Origin of the sequence: Xanthomonas sp. JAI131, assembly GCF_013410075.1 — a bacterium.
Lineage (GTDB): Bacteria > Pseudomonadota > Gammaproteobacteria > Xanthomonadales > Xanthomonadaceae > Xanthomonas_A > Xanthomonas_A bonasiae.
Window position 1 is genome coordinate 198073 of sequence record NZ_JACCCN010000002.1, and the last position, 15654, is coordinate 213726.

Consider the following 15654-nt stretch of genomic DNA (forward strand, 5'->3'; position numbering starts at 1 on the left):
CTAGCGTCCCGTCGAGGCCGTCGCGTCCGCGGACGCGGCCATCTCCACCCAGCCGCCGCCCAGCGCCTTGTAGAAGGTCACCAGGTTGGTGAAGCGCGACAGCCGCGTGCTGATCAGAGTCTGCTCGGCGCCGTACAGCGTGCGCTGCGCATCCAGCGCGCCGAGGTAGCTGTCCACGCCGCGCTCGAAACGCGCCTGCGACAGCCGGTAGCTGTCGGCGGACGCGTCCACCAGCGCCTGTTGCGCCTGCAGCTGGCGGCCCAGCGTGTTGCGCTCGGCGAGCGCGTCGGAGACCTCGCGGAACGCGGTCTGGATCGCCTTCTCGTAGTTGGCCACGTCGATGTCGCGCTGCACCTTGGCGACGTCGAGATTGGCGCGGTTGCGGCCGCCGTCGAAGATCGGCAGCGAGATGCTGGGCGCGAAGCTCCAACTGCCCGAGCCGCCCTTGAACAGGCCGGACAGGCCGGCGCTGGCGCTGCCGGCCGAGGCGGTCAGGCTGATGCTCGGATAGAACGCGGCGCGCGCCGCGCCGATGTTGGCGTTGGCCGCCTGCAGTGTGCGCTCGGCCTCCAGGATGTCCGGGCGGCGCTGCAGCAGTTCCGACGGCAATCCGGCCGGGATGCCGGCCAACACGTTGGCGTCGGCGCTGGCGCTGTCCGGCAGCGCGATCGGCAGCAGTTCGCTCGGCACCTCGGTGCCGGCCAGCAGGCGCAGCGCATTGCGATCCTGCGCCACCTGCGCGGTGTAGCGCTCCACGTCCACCCGCGCGCTTTCCACCGTGGTCTGCGCCTGGCGCAGGGTCAGCGCCGAGGCCGCGCCGAGGTCGAAACTGCGCTGCTGCAGCCGGTAGCTCTCGCTCTGGCTGGTCAGCGTGTCCTGCGCCAGGCGCAGCAGATCCTGGTCGGCGGCCAGGGTGAGATAGGCCGTGGCGACCTGCGCGACCAAGCTGATGTGGGTGCTGCGCTGCGCCTCGGTGGTGGACAGGAACTGCTGCAGCGCCTGTTCCTTGAGGCTGCGCACGCGGCCGAACAGGTCCAGTTCGTAGGCGCTGATGCCGAGCGTGGCGCTGTAGCTGTGCGCCACCAGCGGTTGCCCGGTGCCGGACAGATCGCCCGGGGTGCGCGAACCGTTGCCGCTGCCGCCCAGGTCCACGCCCGGCGCCAGATCGGCGCGCTGCACGCGGTACTGCGCCCAGGCCTGGTCGATATTGAGCGCGGCCACGCGCAGGTCGCGGTTGTTGTCCAGCGCCAGCTCGATCACCTGCTGCAGCTTGGGATCGGTGAACACGGCGCGCCAGCCGATGTCGGCGACGGGGACGGCGCCGGTCTGCGCGCCGGCATCGGCGGCGGCGCCGTCGAATTGCGCCGGCACCGGCGCCGCCGGGCGCTCGTAGGCCGGCATCAGGCTGCAGCCGGCGAGCAACGTGGATACCGCCAGCGCCAGCGGGGTCAGGATCGAACGGGACATGTCAGGCTCCTTCCGCGACGCGCGCGGCGGACGGATCGTCGGGGGTATGGGCGCGGCGCTTGAACAGGCCGCACACCAGCACGAAGAACAGCGGCACGAAGAAGATCGCCAGGACCGTGCCCGACAGCATGCCGCCGATCACCGCGGTGCCCAGCGCATGCTGCGCGCCGGCACCGGCGCCGCTGCCCAAGACCAGCGGCACCACGCCGAGGATGAACGCCAGCGAGGTCATCAGGATCGGCCGCAGGCGCATGCGCGCCGCCTCCAGCGCCGCCTCCAGCAGGCTCTTGCCGCCCTCGTGCAGCTCGCGGGCGAATTCCACGATCAGGATCGCGTTCTTGCAGGCCAGGCCGATCGTGGTCAGCAGACCGACCTGGAAGTAGACATCGTTCATCTTCCAGGTCAGCACCGCGCCGAGCAGCGCGCCGAACACACCCAGCGGCACCACCAGGATCACCGCGAACGGAATCGCCCAGCTTTCGTACAGCGCGGCAAGACACAGGAACACGATCAGGATCGACAGCCCATACAGCATGCCGGTCTGGCCGCTGGACGCCTTCTCCTGACGCGACAGCCCGGTCCACTCGAAGCCGATGCCCGGCGGCAGCTTGGCCGCCGCCGCCTCGACGATGGCCAGGGCTTCGCCGCTGGACGCTGCGCCGGGCAGCGCCATGCCCAGGATCTCCACCGACGGCACGCTGTTGTAGCGTTCCAGCCGCGGCGAACCGGTGGTCCAGCTGGCCTTGGCGAAGGAATTGAACGCGACCATGGTGCCGGCGCTGTTGCGCACGTACCAGCGGTCGATGTCCTCCGGCAGCATGCGATACGGCGCATCGGCCTGCAGCATCACCTTCTTGACCCGGCCCTTGTCGATGAAGTCGTTGACGTAGGTGCTGCCCCAGGCGCTGGAGAACGTGCCGTTGATGTCGGAGATCGACAGGCCCAGCGTCTCCGCCTTGTGCGGATCGATCTCCAGCTTGAACTCGGGCGTGTCCTCCTGCCCGTTCGGGCGCACCGCGACCAGCCGCTTGTCCTGCGACAGCTCGGCCAGCAACTGGTTGCGCGCCTGCATCAGCGCGTCGTGGCCGAGGTTGGCGCGGTCCTGCAGCATCAGGTCGAAGCCAGTCGCATTGCCCAGTTCCGACACCGCCGGCGGCGCGAACGCGAACACCTTGGCGTCGCGGATGCCGGCGAAGTACTTGCCGGCCTTGGCCGCCACCTCGGTCACGCTCTGGCCCTTGCCGGTGCGCTCGTCCCAGGGCCGCAGCTTGACGAAGGCCAGGCCCAGGTTCTGCCCGCTACCGGCGAAGCTGAAGCCCGACACCGTGAACAGGCCGGCGACCGAGTCCTTCTGATCGACCAGGAAATGCTGCTCGACCTGGCGCAGCACCGTGTCGGTGCGCGCCGCGGTGGCGCCTGGCGGCAACTGCACCAGCACGAACAGCGTGCCCTGGTCCTCGTCCGGCAGGAACCCGACCGGCAGCTTCATGAAGCCGACCACCACCAGCGCCAGCACCACCGCGTAGGCGATCATGTAGCGCCAGCCCTTGCCCAGCATGTGCCGCACCGCGCCCTGATAGCGGCCGTTGCCGCGATCGAACACGCGGTTGAACCAGCCGAAGAAACCGGTGGTGGCCATGCCGTGCTGCTTGGCCGGCTTGAGCAGGGTCGCGCACAGCGCCGGGGTCAGCACCATCGCCACCAGCACCGACAGCGTCATCGCCGCGACGATGGTGATCGAGAACTGCCGGTAGATCACGCCGGTGGAGCCGCCGAAGAACGCCATCGGCACGAACACCGCGGCCAGCACCAGGGCCACGCCGACCAGCGCGCCGGTGATCTGCCCCATCGACTTGCGCGTGGCTTCCTTCGGCGGCAAGTGCTCCTCGCTCATCACCCGCTCGACGTTCTCCACCACCACGATGGCGTCGTCCACCAGCAGGCCGATCGCCAGCACCATCGCGAACATGGTCAGCGTGTTGATGGTGTAGCCGAACACGGCCAGTACGCCGAAGGTGCCCAGCAGCACCACCGGCACGGCGATGGTCGGGATCAGCGTGGCGCGGAAGTTCTGCAGGAACAGGTACATCACCAGGAACACCAGCACCACCGCCTCGATCAGCGTGCGCACCACCTCTTCGATCGAGATGCGCACGAACGGCGTGGTGTCGTATGGCTTTTGCACCTTCATGCCCGGCGGGAAGAACTTCTCCTGCTCGGCCATGCTGGCGTCGATCGCCTTGACCGTGTCCAGCGCGTTGGCGCCGGTGGCGAGCTTGATCGCCAGGCCGGCGGCCGGCTTGCCGTTGTAACGACCGACGCTGTTGTAGCTCTCGCTGCCCAGTTCGATCCGGGCCACGTCGCGCAACCGCACCTGCGAACCGTCGGACTGGGTGCGCAGCAGGATGTCCTCGAACTCGGCGGCGGTCTTCAGCCGCGTCTGCGCGGTGATGGTGGCGTTGAGCTGCTGGTTGGGCGCCGCCGGCAGCGCGCCGAGCTGACCGGCCGAGACCTGCGCGTTCTGCGCCTGCACCGCGGTCTTCACGTCCAGCGGGGTCAGGCTGAAGTTGCTCAGCTTGTTGGGGTCCAGCCAGATCCGCATCGAATACTGCGAACCGAACAGGGTGGTGTCGCCGACGCCTTCGACGCGGCTGATCGCTTCCTGCACGTTGGCGGCCACGTAATCGGACAGGTCCGAATCGCTCATGCTGCCGTCTTCGGAAGTGAAGGCCAGCACGTTGAGGAAGTTGGTCGCCGACTTGGTCACGGTCACGCCCTGCTGCTGCACCTCCTGCGGCAGCAACGGCGTGGCCAGCGACAGCTTGTTCTGCACCTGCACCTGCGCGGTGTCCGGGTCGGTGCCGTTGTCGAAGGTCAGGGTGATGGTGACCTGGCCGCTGGACTCGCTGGTGGAGGCCATGTAGCTCAGGTGGTCCAGGCCCTTCATCTTCTGCTCGATGACCTGGGTGACGGTGTCCTCGAGGGTCTTGGCCGAGGCGCCGGGATAGTTGGCGGTGATCGCCACGGCGGGCGGCGCGATGCTGGGGTATTGCGCGATGGGCAGGGTGACGACGGAGAGGATGCCGGCCAGCATCACGATGATGGCCAGCACCCAGGCGAAGATCGGACGGTCGATGAAGAAGCGTGCCATGACGGTCTAGCGCCTCAGTTCGCCGCGCGCGGCGCGGCCGCGGCGGATGCGGCTGCAGGGGCCGCGCCGGAGGCGGCCGTGGCGGCCTTCGGCTGCCACGGCACGGTCTTGACCGTCACCCCCGGGCGCGCCCGCGACTGGCCATCGACCACCAGCTGCTCGCCGGGCTTGAGCCCGCTGCGCACCAGCCATTGGTCGCCGACCGCACGATCGGTCTCCAGCACGCGCAGCTGCAGCTTGTGGTCGCTGCCGACCACGTACGCGGTCGGCTTGCCCGCGCCGTTGCGCGAGACCGCCTGCTGCGGCACCAGCACTGCATCGTCCTTCACGCCTTCCTGCAGCACCGCGCGCACGTACATGCCGGGCAACAGATCCGCGTTCGGATTGGGGAACACCGCGCGCACGGTGATCGAGCCGGTGTTCTGGTCGACGGTGACGTCGGAGAACTCCAGCCGCCCCTGCAGCGGATACGGGCTGCCGTCTTCCAGCAGCAGGTTCACCTTGGCCGCCGTGGCGTCGGCCTTCTCCAGTTCGCCGCTGGCCAGCGCCCGCTTGAGCCGCAGCAGCGAGGCGCTGGGCTGGGTGACGTCGACGTAGATCGGATCCAGCTGCTGGATGGTGGCCAGCGCGGTCGACTGGCTGGCGGTGACCAGCGCGCCGGCGGTCACGCTGGACTTGCCGATGCGCCCGGAAATCGGCGCATCCACCCGCGCATAGGCCAGGTTGATGCGTGCGCTCTCCACGTTGGCCTTGGCCGCGGCGACGTCCGCCTCGGCCTGGCCCAGCGCGGCGCCGGCGTCGTCGTTGTCCTGCTTGCTGATCGCCGACACCTTGACCAGTTCGCTGTAGCGCTCGGCCTTGAGGCGCGCGCTGCGCAGCGTGGCCTGGGCCTTGCCCAGCGCGGCCACGTAGCTGTCGTAGGTGGCGCGATAGGTGGCCGGATCGATCTGGTACAGCGTCTCGCCGGCCTTGACCTCGCCGCCTTCGCGGAACTTGCGCACCTGGATGATGCCGTTCACCTGCGGCCGCACGTCGGCGATCAGGTACGGCAGCGTGCGCCCCGGCAACTCGGTGGTCAGCGCGACCGGCCGCGTGGCGACGGTGACCACGCCCATCTCCGGCGTGCCCTCCTGCGGCGGCGGACCGCCCGGGGGCGAACCGCACGCGCTCAACAGCGAGGTGGCCGCCACGGCCAGGGCCAGCGATAGACGAGAGGACAGGACAGGACGCACGAGGAATCTCCGGGTGGGGACGCAGGGAGGCGGAAAGAATCTAAACGGTACGGTTCGGTATACTATTCAAGCGATCCGGCGCCGTCAACCATTTCTGCCCTCCCGGTATACTTAAGCGCCCTTCCCCATGGCAGAACGATGCGCGTCAGGACCGAAGCCAAGCGCGAAGCGATCGTCGAAGCGGCGGCCGCGGTGTTCCTGGAGGCCGGCTTCGAGGGCGCCTCGATGACCCAGATCGCCACCCGCGCCGGCAGCTCCAAACGCACCCTGTACGGCTATTTCCCGTCCAAGGAAGAACTGTTCGTGGCGGTGGCGCACAGCGTCGCCGAGCGCTTCATGGACCCGATCCTGGCCGCGCTGATGCAGACCCAGGACGATCTGCCGACCGCGTTGCAGCGCCTGGGCGAAGACGCCCTGGCGTTCCTGTGCTCGGAACAGTCGGTGCAGGTCTGGCAGACCATCATCGGCGTCTCCGGCCGCTCGGACATCGGCCTGCTGTTCTTCGAAAGCGGCCCCGACGAAGGCATGAGCCGCCTCGGCACGTTCCTGCAGGAACAGATGGAGCAGGGCCGCCTGCGCCGCGCCGACCCGACCACCGCCGCCCGCCACCTGGCCGGGCTGCTGGAAGCGGAAACGCTGATGCCCTGCCTGTTCGGCGCGCTGAAGAATCCGTCGCCGGAGTACCTGCGCGACGCGACGCGGCGCGCGCTGCAGGTGTTCTTCGGGGGCTATGGGGCGTAGCGAGAGCGCCGATCGGCGCCTCTGTAGGAGCGGCTTCAGCCGCGACAGGCTCTATCGGTAATGCCCGTCGCGGCTGAAGCCGCTCCTACAGGTCAATCGGAATCGCGCACCCCGCTACTGCACCACTCACGCACTGCGATACTGGCTCTCCGACACCGGCTCCAGCCAGGTCACCGGCGAACCGTCCACCGCTTCGGCGATGGCGATGTGGGTCATCGCCACCTGCGCGCTGGCGCCGTGCCAGTGCTTGACCCCCGGCGGAATCCACACGATGTCGCCGGGACGGATCTCCTGCGCCGGCTTGCCCCACTCCTGCACATGGCCGACGCCGGCGGTGACGATCAGCGTCTGCCCCAAGGGATGGGTGTGCCAGGCCGTGCGCGCGCCCGGTTCGAAACTGACCGTGGCGCCGCCGACGCGCGCCGGCGCCTCGCCCTGGAACGGCGCATCGATGCGCACCGTGCCGGTGAAATACGCCGCCGGACCGACCGCCGAGGCGGTGCTGCCGGCACGAGTGACCTTGATCGGCTTGGTGTCCCCATCGGGAACCGCAGCGGCCATCATCGACAGCGACATGGCAGTGGCGAACAGGCTCATCGGAATCTCCTTGCATGGACGTCCGTACCGACTGTAGGCGCGCTGCGCCGGCGGCACTAGCCCGCGCCATGTACATGCCGCCGTAAGCACCGCTCATCAATCGTCCGGGGTTGTTGCAGCAAGGCCGCGCGATCGGCGATGACCACCGCAGCGCCGGACGCGACCGGTCGGCCTCGCTTCGTCGGCACCTGGCGCCGTCCATCCGACCCAGCCGTCGCCGGTCGGAAGGCGCATGCCGGCGCGGGCATGGCGCAGCAACACTGCGCGCCTCGATCCCAGCGCCCTCTCGCATGCTCCCGACCGCCGCCCGCCAGGCACACGTTGCCGCTCCCACCGCCGCCACGCGCGCTGCGTCCAGCCAATGCCGACCGGTAGCGGCCGCGAACCGGCTGCTGCGCGGCGCCGCGGCGCTGTGGCTGTGCATCGCCGTCGCCGGACAGCTCCTGTTCGCCGCCTACGTGGCCGGCTTCTACGGCCGCGCCGCGCTGGCCGGTACACCGGAGCGCTGGAACCGGGTGCTGACGCATGGCTACGTCGCCGGCGACCACGTGTTCAACGCGGTGCTGGCCCTGCACCTGTTGCTCGCCGTGGCCATCGTGCTGGCCGGCGCGGCGCAACTGCTGCCGGCGCTGCGCCGGCATGCGCCGGCCGTGCATCGCTGGAACGGGCGCGCCTACATGCTGTGCGCAATGCTGTTGAGCCTGGGCGGCCTGGCGATGATCTGGGTGCGCGGCGGCGCCGCCGGCGACCTCGGGCAGCATCTGGGCACCAGCCTCAACGCGCTGCTGATCGCCGTCTTCGTGGCCATGGCCTGGCGCAGTGCGCGCAGCGGCCGCCTGGCGGCGCATCGGCGCTGGGCGCTGCGGCTGTTCCTGGCGGTCAGCGGCGTCTGGTTCTTCCGGGTCGGCCTGATGTTCTGGCTGGCGGTCAACCAGGGCCCCGCAGGGTTCGATCCGGACCGTTTCGTCGGCCCGGCGCTGACCACGCTCGCGTTCGCGCAGACGCTGCTGCCGCTGGCGGTGCTGGAACTGTACCTGCGCGCGCGCGACAGCCGGCGGCGTGCGCTGCACTGGCTGGCCGCCTCGACCCTGGCGCTGATGAGCCTGGCCACGCTGATCGGCACCGTGGCCGCCGCCGCAGGCATGTGGTGGCCGATGCTGCGGCCTGCCTGAGCCCATGACGCCGCTCGCCGAGCAAATCGCGCCGCGCCCTCGGTTATCCTCCCGCCCATGTCCCGCACCGTTCCGCTCTCCGCAGCGCAACGCGCGCCCGCGCTGCTGAGCTGGGCGCGCGTCGTGCCCGTGTGCGTCATCTCCGGCGCGCTGGGATTGCTGCTGAGCCTGAGCTGGGATTCCACGCTCTCGGCGCTGTGCCGCAGCTTCACCTTGGGCGCCGCGGCGCTGCTCGCCTACGCCGCGCTCGAACGCTGGCCGCGCCGGCTGCCTGCATGGCTGGCACGCTGGGTGCTGCAGGTGCTTGGCGTCGCGCTCGCCATCCCGCTGACCACGCTGCTGCTCTACGTCGGCCTGACCAAGGCCGGTGCGCCGCCGTTCTGGCAGGACCAGGAGCGGCTTTCCGGCTTTCTCATGCTGACCGTGACCGGCGTGCTGATCGCACCGTGGACGGCGCTGGCCGCCCTGGTCAGGCAGAAGGACGCGCTGGCCCGCCATCAGGCGCTGGCCTTCGAGCTGGAACGCAGCGAACTGGAACGCGAAGCGCTGGATGCGCGCCTGCACCTGCTGCAGCGCCAGGTCGCGCCGCATTTCCTGTTCAACACCCTGGCCAACGTGCAGGCGCTGATCGACATCGGCTCGCCCAAGGCAGCGGACCTGATGCGCAGCCTGATCGCCTACCTGCGCGCCGCGGTGCCGCGGCTGCACGAACCGACCACCACGCTGGGCGAAGAACTGGCGCTGGTCCGCGCCTATCTGGAATTGATGTACATGCGCATGCCGGATCGGCTGCAGTACGCGATCGAGACGGACGCGTCGCTGCATGCCGTCCGCTGCCCGACCCTGACCCTGCTGACCTTGGTGGAGAACGCAGTCAAGCACGGCATCGATCCGGCAGAGGACGGCGGCCGCATCGTCATCCGCATCTGGCGCGACGCCGGCCGCTGCCGTCTGCGGGTGGAGGACAGCGGCGCCGGACTCGGCGCGAGCGCGCACGGCCTGGGCACCGGCCTGAGCACCTTGCGCGACCGGCTCGCGCTCAGCTTCGGCGCCGGCGCGGAACTGCAGGTGGCGGCGCATCTGCCGCACGGCACGCGCGCCGACATCGGTTTCCCGTTGGCGGTGGACGCGTGATGCCCACCCCGCCGAGCGCACTGATCGCCGACGACGAGCCGCTGCTGCGCGAAGCGCTGAAACGGCAATTGGCGCGCCTGTGGCCGGAGTTGCAGATCGCCGTCGAGGCGCGCAACGGCCGGGACGCGGTACGCCTGTTCGAGGAGCGGCAGCCGCAGATCTGTTTCCTCGACATCCAGATGCCGGGGCTGTCCGGGGTGCAGGCTGCGCAGCAGATCGGCCGCCGCGCGCATATCGTGTTCGTCACCGCGTACGACGACTACGCGGTGCAGGCCTTCGCCGAAGGCGCGCTGGATTATCTGGTCAAGCCGGTGCAGGACGCGCGCCTGGCCGATACGGTCGAGCGCCTGCAACAACGGCTGCAGGCCGCGCAGCCGGCGGCCGATATCGCCGAGCAGTTGCGGCGCCTGGCCGCGCAGCTGTTGCCGCCGCAGCCCCGCGCGCCGCTGCGCTGGCTGCATGCGCAGGCCGGCAACACGCTGCGCCTGATCCCGGTGGAGGCGATCGATTACCTGCGCTCGGACAGCAAATACACCTGCGTGGCCTGGCGCAACGAGGCCGCGCAGGCCTGCGAGGCGATCGTCGCCACCCCGCTCAAGGAACTGGCCGCGCAACTGGATCCCGCCTGTTTCCTGCAAGTGCACCGCTCGGTGGTGGTCAACCTGCACGCGATCGAGCACCTGGTCCGCCACGACAACGAAACCGCGCAGATCCATCTGCGCGGGCGCCGGGAGAAGCTGCCGGTCAGCCGCAGCTATCTGCCGCTGTTCCGCGCGATGTAGCGATCGCATCGAGGCGCGACGCTGTCGGCACGGCACCGCTCCCGCGCATGCGCAGCGACTGCCGCAGCGCAGCATTGCAATAAGCGTATAAGCGCCGCGATTTAAATCATTGGTCGCGCGCCGAGTGCGCCGCCTATCCTCGGCGCTGCGCCGACACCACGACGCGTTCGATCGCACTGTGCGAAACGCAGCGGCACGCGCGAAGGCGGCGGCGCGCGCAGGCGCCCCGTGGCTTGCGCAACCACAGAATCCGCAACAGCCCAGAGGACACACCCACGATGGCAGGACCGATGGGGCCGGCGGCTCCGCTCTCGCACTCCGCACCGTTCGCCGGCCATGCGCCGTCCTACCGCGCCGCGCTGTCGCTGCTGGCCTCGCTGTTCTTCATGTGGGGCTTCATCACCGTCATCAACAACACGCTGCTGCCGCACCTGCGCAGCGTGTTCGAACTGAGCTACACCCAGGCCACGCTGATCGAGTCGGTGTGGTTCATCGCCTACTTCTTCGCCTCGCTGCCGTCGGCCAAGCTGATCGAACGGATCGGCTACCAGCGCGCGCTGGTGATCGGCCTGGGCATCATGGCGCTGGGCGCGCTGGGCATGATCGCGGCCGCGCGCCTGGTCTCGTACGGCATCACCCTCGGCTCGCTGTTCGTGATCGCCAGCGGCATCACCTTGCTGCAGGTCGCGGCCAATCCCTACGTCGCGGTGATCGGCAGCCCGGACACCGCCTCGGCGCGGCTCAATCTGGTGCAGGCGTTCAACTCGGTCGGCACCACGCTGGCGCCGCTGTTCGGCGGCTACCTGATCCTGGGCCGCTCGGCCTCGGGCACCGCCAAGGGCGATGCGGTGCTGACCCAGGCCGAACGCCTGGCCGACGCGCAATCGGTGCAGCTGCCCTATCTCATCGTCGCCGTGGTGCTGGTGCTGCTGGCCGTGGTCATCGCCCGCTTCAAGCTGCCCGCGCTCGGCCAGGCCACTCAGCGCGCCACTGGCGCGCAGCGCGCCAGCCATTCGCTGTGGCGGCATCGCAACCTGGTGCTCGGCATCCCGGCCATCTTCATCTACCTGATCGCCGAGATCGGCGTGTCCAACCTGTTCATCAATTTCGTGTCGCAGCCGCACATCGGCAACCTCACCCACGAACAGGCGTCGCATTATCTGTTCCTGCTGTGGGGCGGGATGATGGTGGGCCGCTTCGCCGGCAGCGCGCTGATGCGCCGCATCGCGCCGGAAACGGTGCTGGCGCTGTTCTCGATCGGCGCGTTCGCGGTGATGCTGCTGACCGTGTTCACCAGCGGCCACGTCGCGATGTGGTCGCTGATCGCGGTGGGCCTGTTCCACTCGATCATGTTCCCGACCATCTTCACCCTCGGCATCAAGGGCCTGGGCCCGCTCACCGAGGAAGGCTCCGGCCTGCTGATCATGGCCATCGCCGGCGGCGCGCTGGTGGTGGTGCAAGGCTGGCTGGCCGATCACGTCGGGCTGCAGCAGGCCTTCCTGCTCACCGCCGCGTGCGAGTTGTACGTGCTGTTCTATGCGCTGTGGGGCGCGAGGACGCCGCCGCAGGCAAGCGCCTAGCTGCGACGGTCGGCGAGACCGACAGGGAGCACCGCCACCAGGCGCGCTACAGCGATCCGGCACTGCGCCGGATCGCGCTCTACGTCGGCGGGGCCACGCCGACAACTCGCCGCTCTTCGCCCAGGCCGCAATGGCGTGGGCGGCCTAGCCGTCGCCGTTCGGTAGACAAACGCGGCATGGCTGTCCGCTCGCCTGCGTTGCGCGCGTTGGTCCTGGTGGCAGACAACCAGAAGCGCCACGCCTCTGCCACCTCGCCTACATCCGGAGCCGACACCATGGACGCACGCTTTGCCGCACTCTCTACCCTCTTGTTCGCCGCCTCGACCTTCGCCGCACCGGCCGGCGCCAAAGGCACGCAAGTCGACTGCCAACCTGGCTCGGAAGCGGTCTGCGACGCGTGGTGCAAACATGCCGGCGGCGGCATGTCCAGCAACCCGGACGGCTCGGTCACCTGCACCGTCATCGTGTCGGCACGCAGCAAGAAGGGATTCGCCTTGCCGGAGGGCAACTACGAGGTCAGGAAGATCGCCGACGCTCCCGGCCGTGGCAACGCTGCCGGCGCCGATGCCGCTCCCCCCAAATCGAAGGACAAGCACTAGGCTCGGCCCCGCGACGCTGTCCAGGAGAGTGCGCAGCGGCGCAGCGCGCCGCTGCACGGCATGGTGCGGCTCTTGCGGCGGCGGCGCGCGTCGCCCGCAGCCAAGGGAGGCCGATGGCCAGCGTGCGCGCGCACGCGCAGCGAGAGCGGTTCCATCGGGCGTGCTGGCTGCGCGGCCGTGCGGCGCGCACCCTCGGCGCAAGCACGCAAGCGATCGCGTCGGCGCGTGCCGAGCCGACAGCCTCAACGCGGACGCGAACGGCCCTGGCGGACAGGTGCAGCAGGCCCGGATTGCTCACACATTTCCTTCAAAAACAATAGTTTGAAATGAGAAAAAGCGCTTGTCGCGGCACCCTGGAATGGGTACGCTGCGGCGGTCGAAAGAGAGCAGGCCGGATGGTAGCCCGGCCGTCGCCGCATCAGCGGCGACATCTCAGCCAATCGGGCACCCGCGACACCAGCCACCGGCAGCGCCGGTCGATGCAGGTGTGTCCGATGGGGTCTCGCAGGTCTCCCGGCACGCCTTCTAGGACACAGAAGGAGCGAGCATGCACAAGACCAACGACCCGAGTCCCACCCCGCACGGTACGCACGCGTTCGCCGCGTCGCTGGAGCGCGCCCGCCCTGCCGCAATGCGCAATGCCGCTGCGGGCGACACGGCGCTAGCCGAGGCCGACTGGCGGCGCGACACGCTGGCGGACCTGCTGATCTGGCGCTGCGACGTGAGCACCGGGAAACCGGAACTGCCTGCGTTGCTGCTCGCGGTATGGCTGCCCAAGCGAACACGGACCTGGGAATGGGAAGTCATCGATCCGCGCGGCGATACCACCCTGGCCGAGGGCAGCAGCAGTTCGTCTGCGCTCGCACAGGCGGCGGCCGAAGCGTGGACACGGCTTCGCTTCGGCGATGTACTGGAGCGTGGCTGATGCCGGTGGCCGCACCGGCATGCGCCGCAGGCTACGCCTAGCCGGTCTTCCTAGCGGAGTGCCGGCCTCGGCCGCCGCCATCGGCTGTCGATGCGACGGCGGTGGCCGGGGTCAGCGACGGCGATCGGCGGCCGTAGCGTCGCCGCCGCGCGTGCGCGGCAATCGCATCATGCCGGCGCCGCCCTGCAACCCATGGACATCCGCGCCGCCGACAGCGCAACGCCCTACCCCGCGCAGCGCGCGCACAGCCCGTGCACTTCCAGGGTCTGCGCCTGCGGCTGGAAGCCCAGCGCCTTGGCGCGCTGTTCCAGTTGCGCGACCACGTCGCGGTCCTCCAGTTCGACCGCGCTGTGGCAGCGGTCGCAGATCAGGAACGGCACCGAGTGCTGCGCGCTGCTGGGATGGTGGCAGGCGACGAAGGCGTTGACCGACTCGAGCTTGTGCACGAAGCCGTTGGCCATCAGGAAATCCAGCGCGCGGTACACGGTGGGCGGCGCATCGGCGCCCACGCTCTTGCCCTCGCGCACCCATTCCAGCAGGTCGTAGGCCTTCACCGGCCGCCCCGCCTCGGCGATCAGGCGCAGCACGTTGGCGCGGATCGGGGTCAGCCGCAGCCCGCGTTCGCGGCTCACCCGCTCCACCACCTTGACGAAGTCGTCGGCGTCGTGGACGTGGTGGTGCGGCTCGGTGCAGGCGGTCTTCTTGCTGGACATGGGCTTCTCCGGGGAATCAGCTTCCCGCTGGGATCTTGATGAGCGCGGCATCGATGCGTTTCAAGGCCTGTTCGCGCCCGGCCAGGTACACCGTGTGCGAGATATCCGGGCTGACCTGGGTGCCGGTGATGGCCACGCGCAGCGGCTGCGCCACCTTGCCCATGCCGATCTCCAGCGCCGCGGCGGCGTCGTGCAGCGCGGCGGACACGCCGTCCACGCTCCACTGCCCCAACGCGGCCAGCAGCTCGCGCGCCTTGCCCAGCGCCAGTTCGGCGCCCGGTTTCAGGTGCTTGGCCACCGCGGCCTCGTCGTAGGTCTCCAGCGGCCGGTACCAGACCACCGCCTTCTCGGCCATTTCCTTCAGCGTCTGCACGCGCTCGCGCAGCGCCACCACCACGTCGGCGGCGGCCGGGCCGGCGGCCGGGTCGATGCCGAGCTTGGCCAGTTGGTCCTCCAGCTGCGGCGCGATCGTGGCCGGGTCGTCGGTCTTCAGGTAGTGCTGGTTGACCCAGCCGAGCTTGGCCATGTCCAGCCGCGCGGCCTTGGAGTTGACGTCCTTGACGTCGAACAGGTCGATCAGCTCCTGGCGGCCGAACAGTTCCTGGTCGCCGTGCGACCAGCCCAGCCGCGCCAGGTAGTTGATCAGCGCGTGCGGCAGGTAGCCGGCATCCTTGTACTGCATCACGTCGGCCGCGCCGGTGCGCTTGGACAGCTTGGCGCCCTGCTCGTCCAGGATCATCGGCATGTGCGCGAACTTCGGCACCGGCGCGCCCAGCGCTTCGTAGATGTTGATCTGGCGCGGGGTGTTGTTGATGTGGTCGTCGCCGCGGATGACCTCGGTGATGCCCATGTCCCAGTCGTCCACCACCACCGCGAAGTTGTAGGTGGGGTAGCCGTCGGGGCGGAAGATGACCATGTCGTCGAGCTCGCTGTTGGCGATCTCGATGCGGCCCTTGATCAGGTCGTCGAACACCACGCTGCCGCCGACCGGGTTCTTGAAGCGGATCACCCGGTTCGGATCGTCGCGGTATGGCAGGCCCTGCTCGCGCGCGGCGCCGTTGTAGCGCGGCTTTTCCTGCTTGGCCATCGCCGCCTCGCGCATCGCGTCGAGTTCGGCGCGGGTCTCGTAGGCGTAGTAGGCCTTGCCGGCGGCGAGCAGCTGTTCGGCCACTTCCTGGTAGCGGGCGATGCGCTGGGTCTGGTAGACCGGGCCCTCGTCGTAGTCCAGGCCGAGCCAGTCCATCGCTTCGAGGATGGCGTCGATCGCCGCCTGGGTGCTGCGCTCGCGGTCGGTGTCCTCGATGCGCAGCACGAACTCGCCGCCGCGGTGGCGCGCCTCCAGCCAGCAGTACAGCGCGGTGCGCGCGCCGCCGATGTGCAGGTAACCGGTGGGACTGGGGGCGAAACGGGTGCGGCAGGCCATGGAACGCTCGGAGCAAACGGGAATCGGGCGATTTTACCCCGCCGTGCCCTGCATTGCCCGGAGCGGCGGTGCGGCGCCGTGCCTGGGCGTTTCCATTGTAGGAGCGGCTTCAGCCGCGACATGACCTTACCGGAGAGT

The 15654-nt window shown here is 69.5% G+C and carries 13 protein-coding genes; 7 read left to right on the top strand and 6 right to left on the bottom strand.

The genetic code is table 11. The features are described from left to right. Genes adeC through HDC36_RS07690 form a run of 3 tightly spaced genes read right to left on the bottom strand, consistent with a single transcriptional unit; the run spans position 1 to position 5850 of the window. Complete coding sequence (gene adeC / locus HDC36_RS07680; protein ID WP_179566016.1) at positions 1-1467, bottom strand: AdeC/AdeK/OprM family multidrug efflux complex outer membrane factor; 1467 nt, start codon at positions 1465-1467, stop codon at positions 1-3. A gap of 1 nt (position 1468) precedes the next feature. After that, positions 1469-4618 carry an efflux RND transporter permease subunit gene (locus HDC36_RS07685; RefSeq protein WP_179566018.1) on the bottom strand — a complete coding sequence of 1050 codons (3150 nt, stop codon included), beginning with the start codon at positions 4616-4618 and terminating at the stop codon, positions 1469-1471. Positions 4619-4632: 14 nt separating this feature from the next. Next, entirely contained in the window at positions 4633-5850 is a 1218-nt protein-coding gene (locus HDC36_RS07690; protein WP_179566020.1) for an efflux RND transporter periplasmic adaptor subunit, read from the bottom strand. 138 nt (positions 5851-5988) lie between these two features. Between HDC36_RS07690 and HDC36_RS07695 the strand changes: the two genes are divergently transcribed. Next, on the top strand, positions 5989-6591 hold the full coding sequence (locus HDC36_RS07695; RefSeq protein ID WP_179566022.1) for a TetR/AcrR family transcriptional regulator: 603 nt from the start codon (positions 5989-5991) through the stop codon (positions 6589-6591). A 126-nt stretch (positions 6592-6717) separates the two neighbouring features. On the opposite strand, the gene HDC36_RS07700 is transcribed toward HDC36_RS07695, so the two are convergent. Next, positions 6718-7188: a cupin domain-containing protein gene (locus HDC36_RS07700; protein ID WP_179566024.1), complete on the bottom strand. Its 471-nt coding sequence runs from the start codon at positions 7186-7188 to the stop codon at positions 6718-6720. Between the two features lie 290 nt (positions 7189-7478). Here HDC36_RS07700 and HDC36_RS07705 point away from each other — a divergent pair, with 290 nt between their 5' ends. The 6 genes from HDC36_RS07705 (at position 7479) to HDC36_RS07730 (ending at position 13380) form a co-directional block, all read left to right on the top strand. Next, on the top strand, positions 7479-8360 hold the full coding sequence (locus HDC36_RS07705) for a DUF2306 domain-containing protein (protein WP_179566026.1): 882 nt from the start codon (positions 7479-7481) through the stop codon (positions 8358-8360). A gap of 57 nt (positions 8361-8417) precedes the next feature. Beyond that, a complete protein-coding gene (locus tag HDC36_RS07710; RefSeq protein ID WP_179566028.1) occupies positions 8418-9494 on the top strand; it encodes a histidine kinase in 1077 nt (358 codons plus the stop codon). Further along, entirely contained in the window at positions 9494-10276 is a 783-nt protein-coding gene (locus HDC36_RS07715; protein WP_179566030.1) for a LytTR family DNA-binding domain-containing protein, read from the top strand. The genes HDC36_RS07710 and HDC36_RS07715 overlap by 1 nt, the downstream gene beginning before the upstream one ends. Before the next feature lie 278 nt (positions 10277-10554). After that, entirely contained in the window at positions 10555-11856 is a 1302-nt protein-coding gene (locus HDC36_RS07720) for a sugar MFS transporter (protein ID WP_179566031.1), read from the top strand. A gap of 275 nt (positions 11857-12131) precedes the next feature. Beyond that, complete coding sequence (locus HDC36_RS07725; RefSeq protein ID WP_179566033.1) at positions 12132-12455, top strand: hypothetical protein; 324 nt, start codon at positions 12132-12134, stop codon at positions 12453-12455. Positions 12456-13002: 547 nt separating this feature from the next. Continuing rightward, the gene (locus HDC36_RS07730) at positions 13003-13380 is read left to right on the top strand and encodes a hypothetical protein (protein WP_179566034.1); all 378 of its coding nucleotides are present in this window, start codon (positions 13003-13005) and stop codon (positions 13378-13380) included. Between the two features lie 224 nt (positions 13381-13604). Here the strand turns inward: HDC36_RS07730 and HDC36_RS07735 are convergent, their stop codons facing one another. Next, on the bottom strand, positions 13605-14093 hold the full coding sequence (locus HDC36_RS07735) for a transcriptional repressor (protein ID WP_003472952.1): 489 nt from the start codon (positions 14091-14093) through the stop codon (positions 13605-13607). Between the two features lie 16 nt (positions 14094-14109). Beyond that, a complete protein-coding gene (gene gltX, locus HDC36_RS07740) occupies positions 14110-15516 on the bottom strand; it encodes a glutamate--tRNA ligase (RefSeq protein WP_179566036.1) in 1407 nt (468 codons plus the stop codon). Positions 15517-15654: the final 138 nt, after the last annotated feature.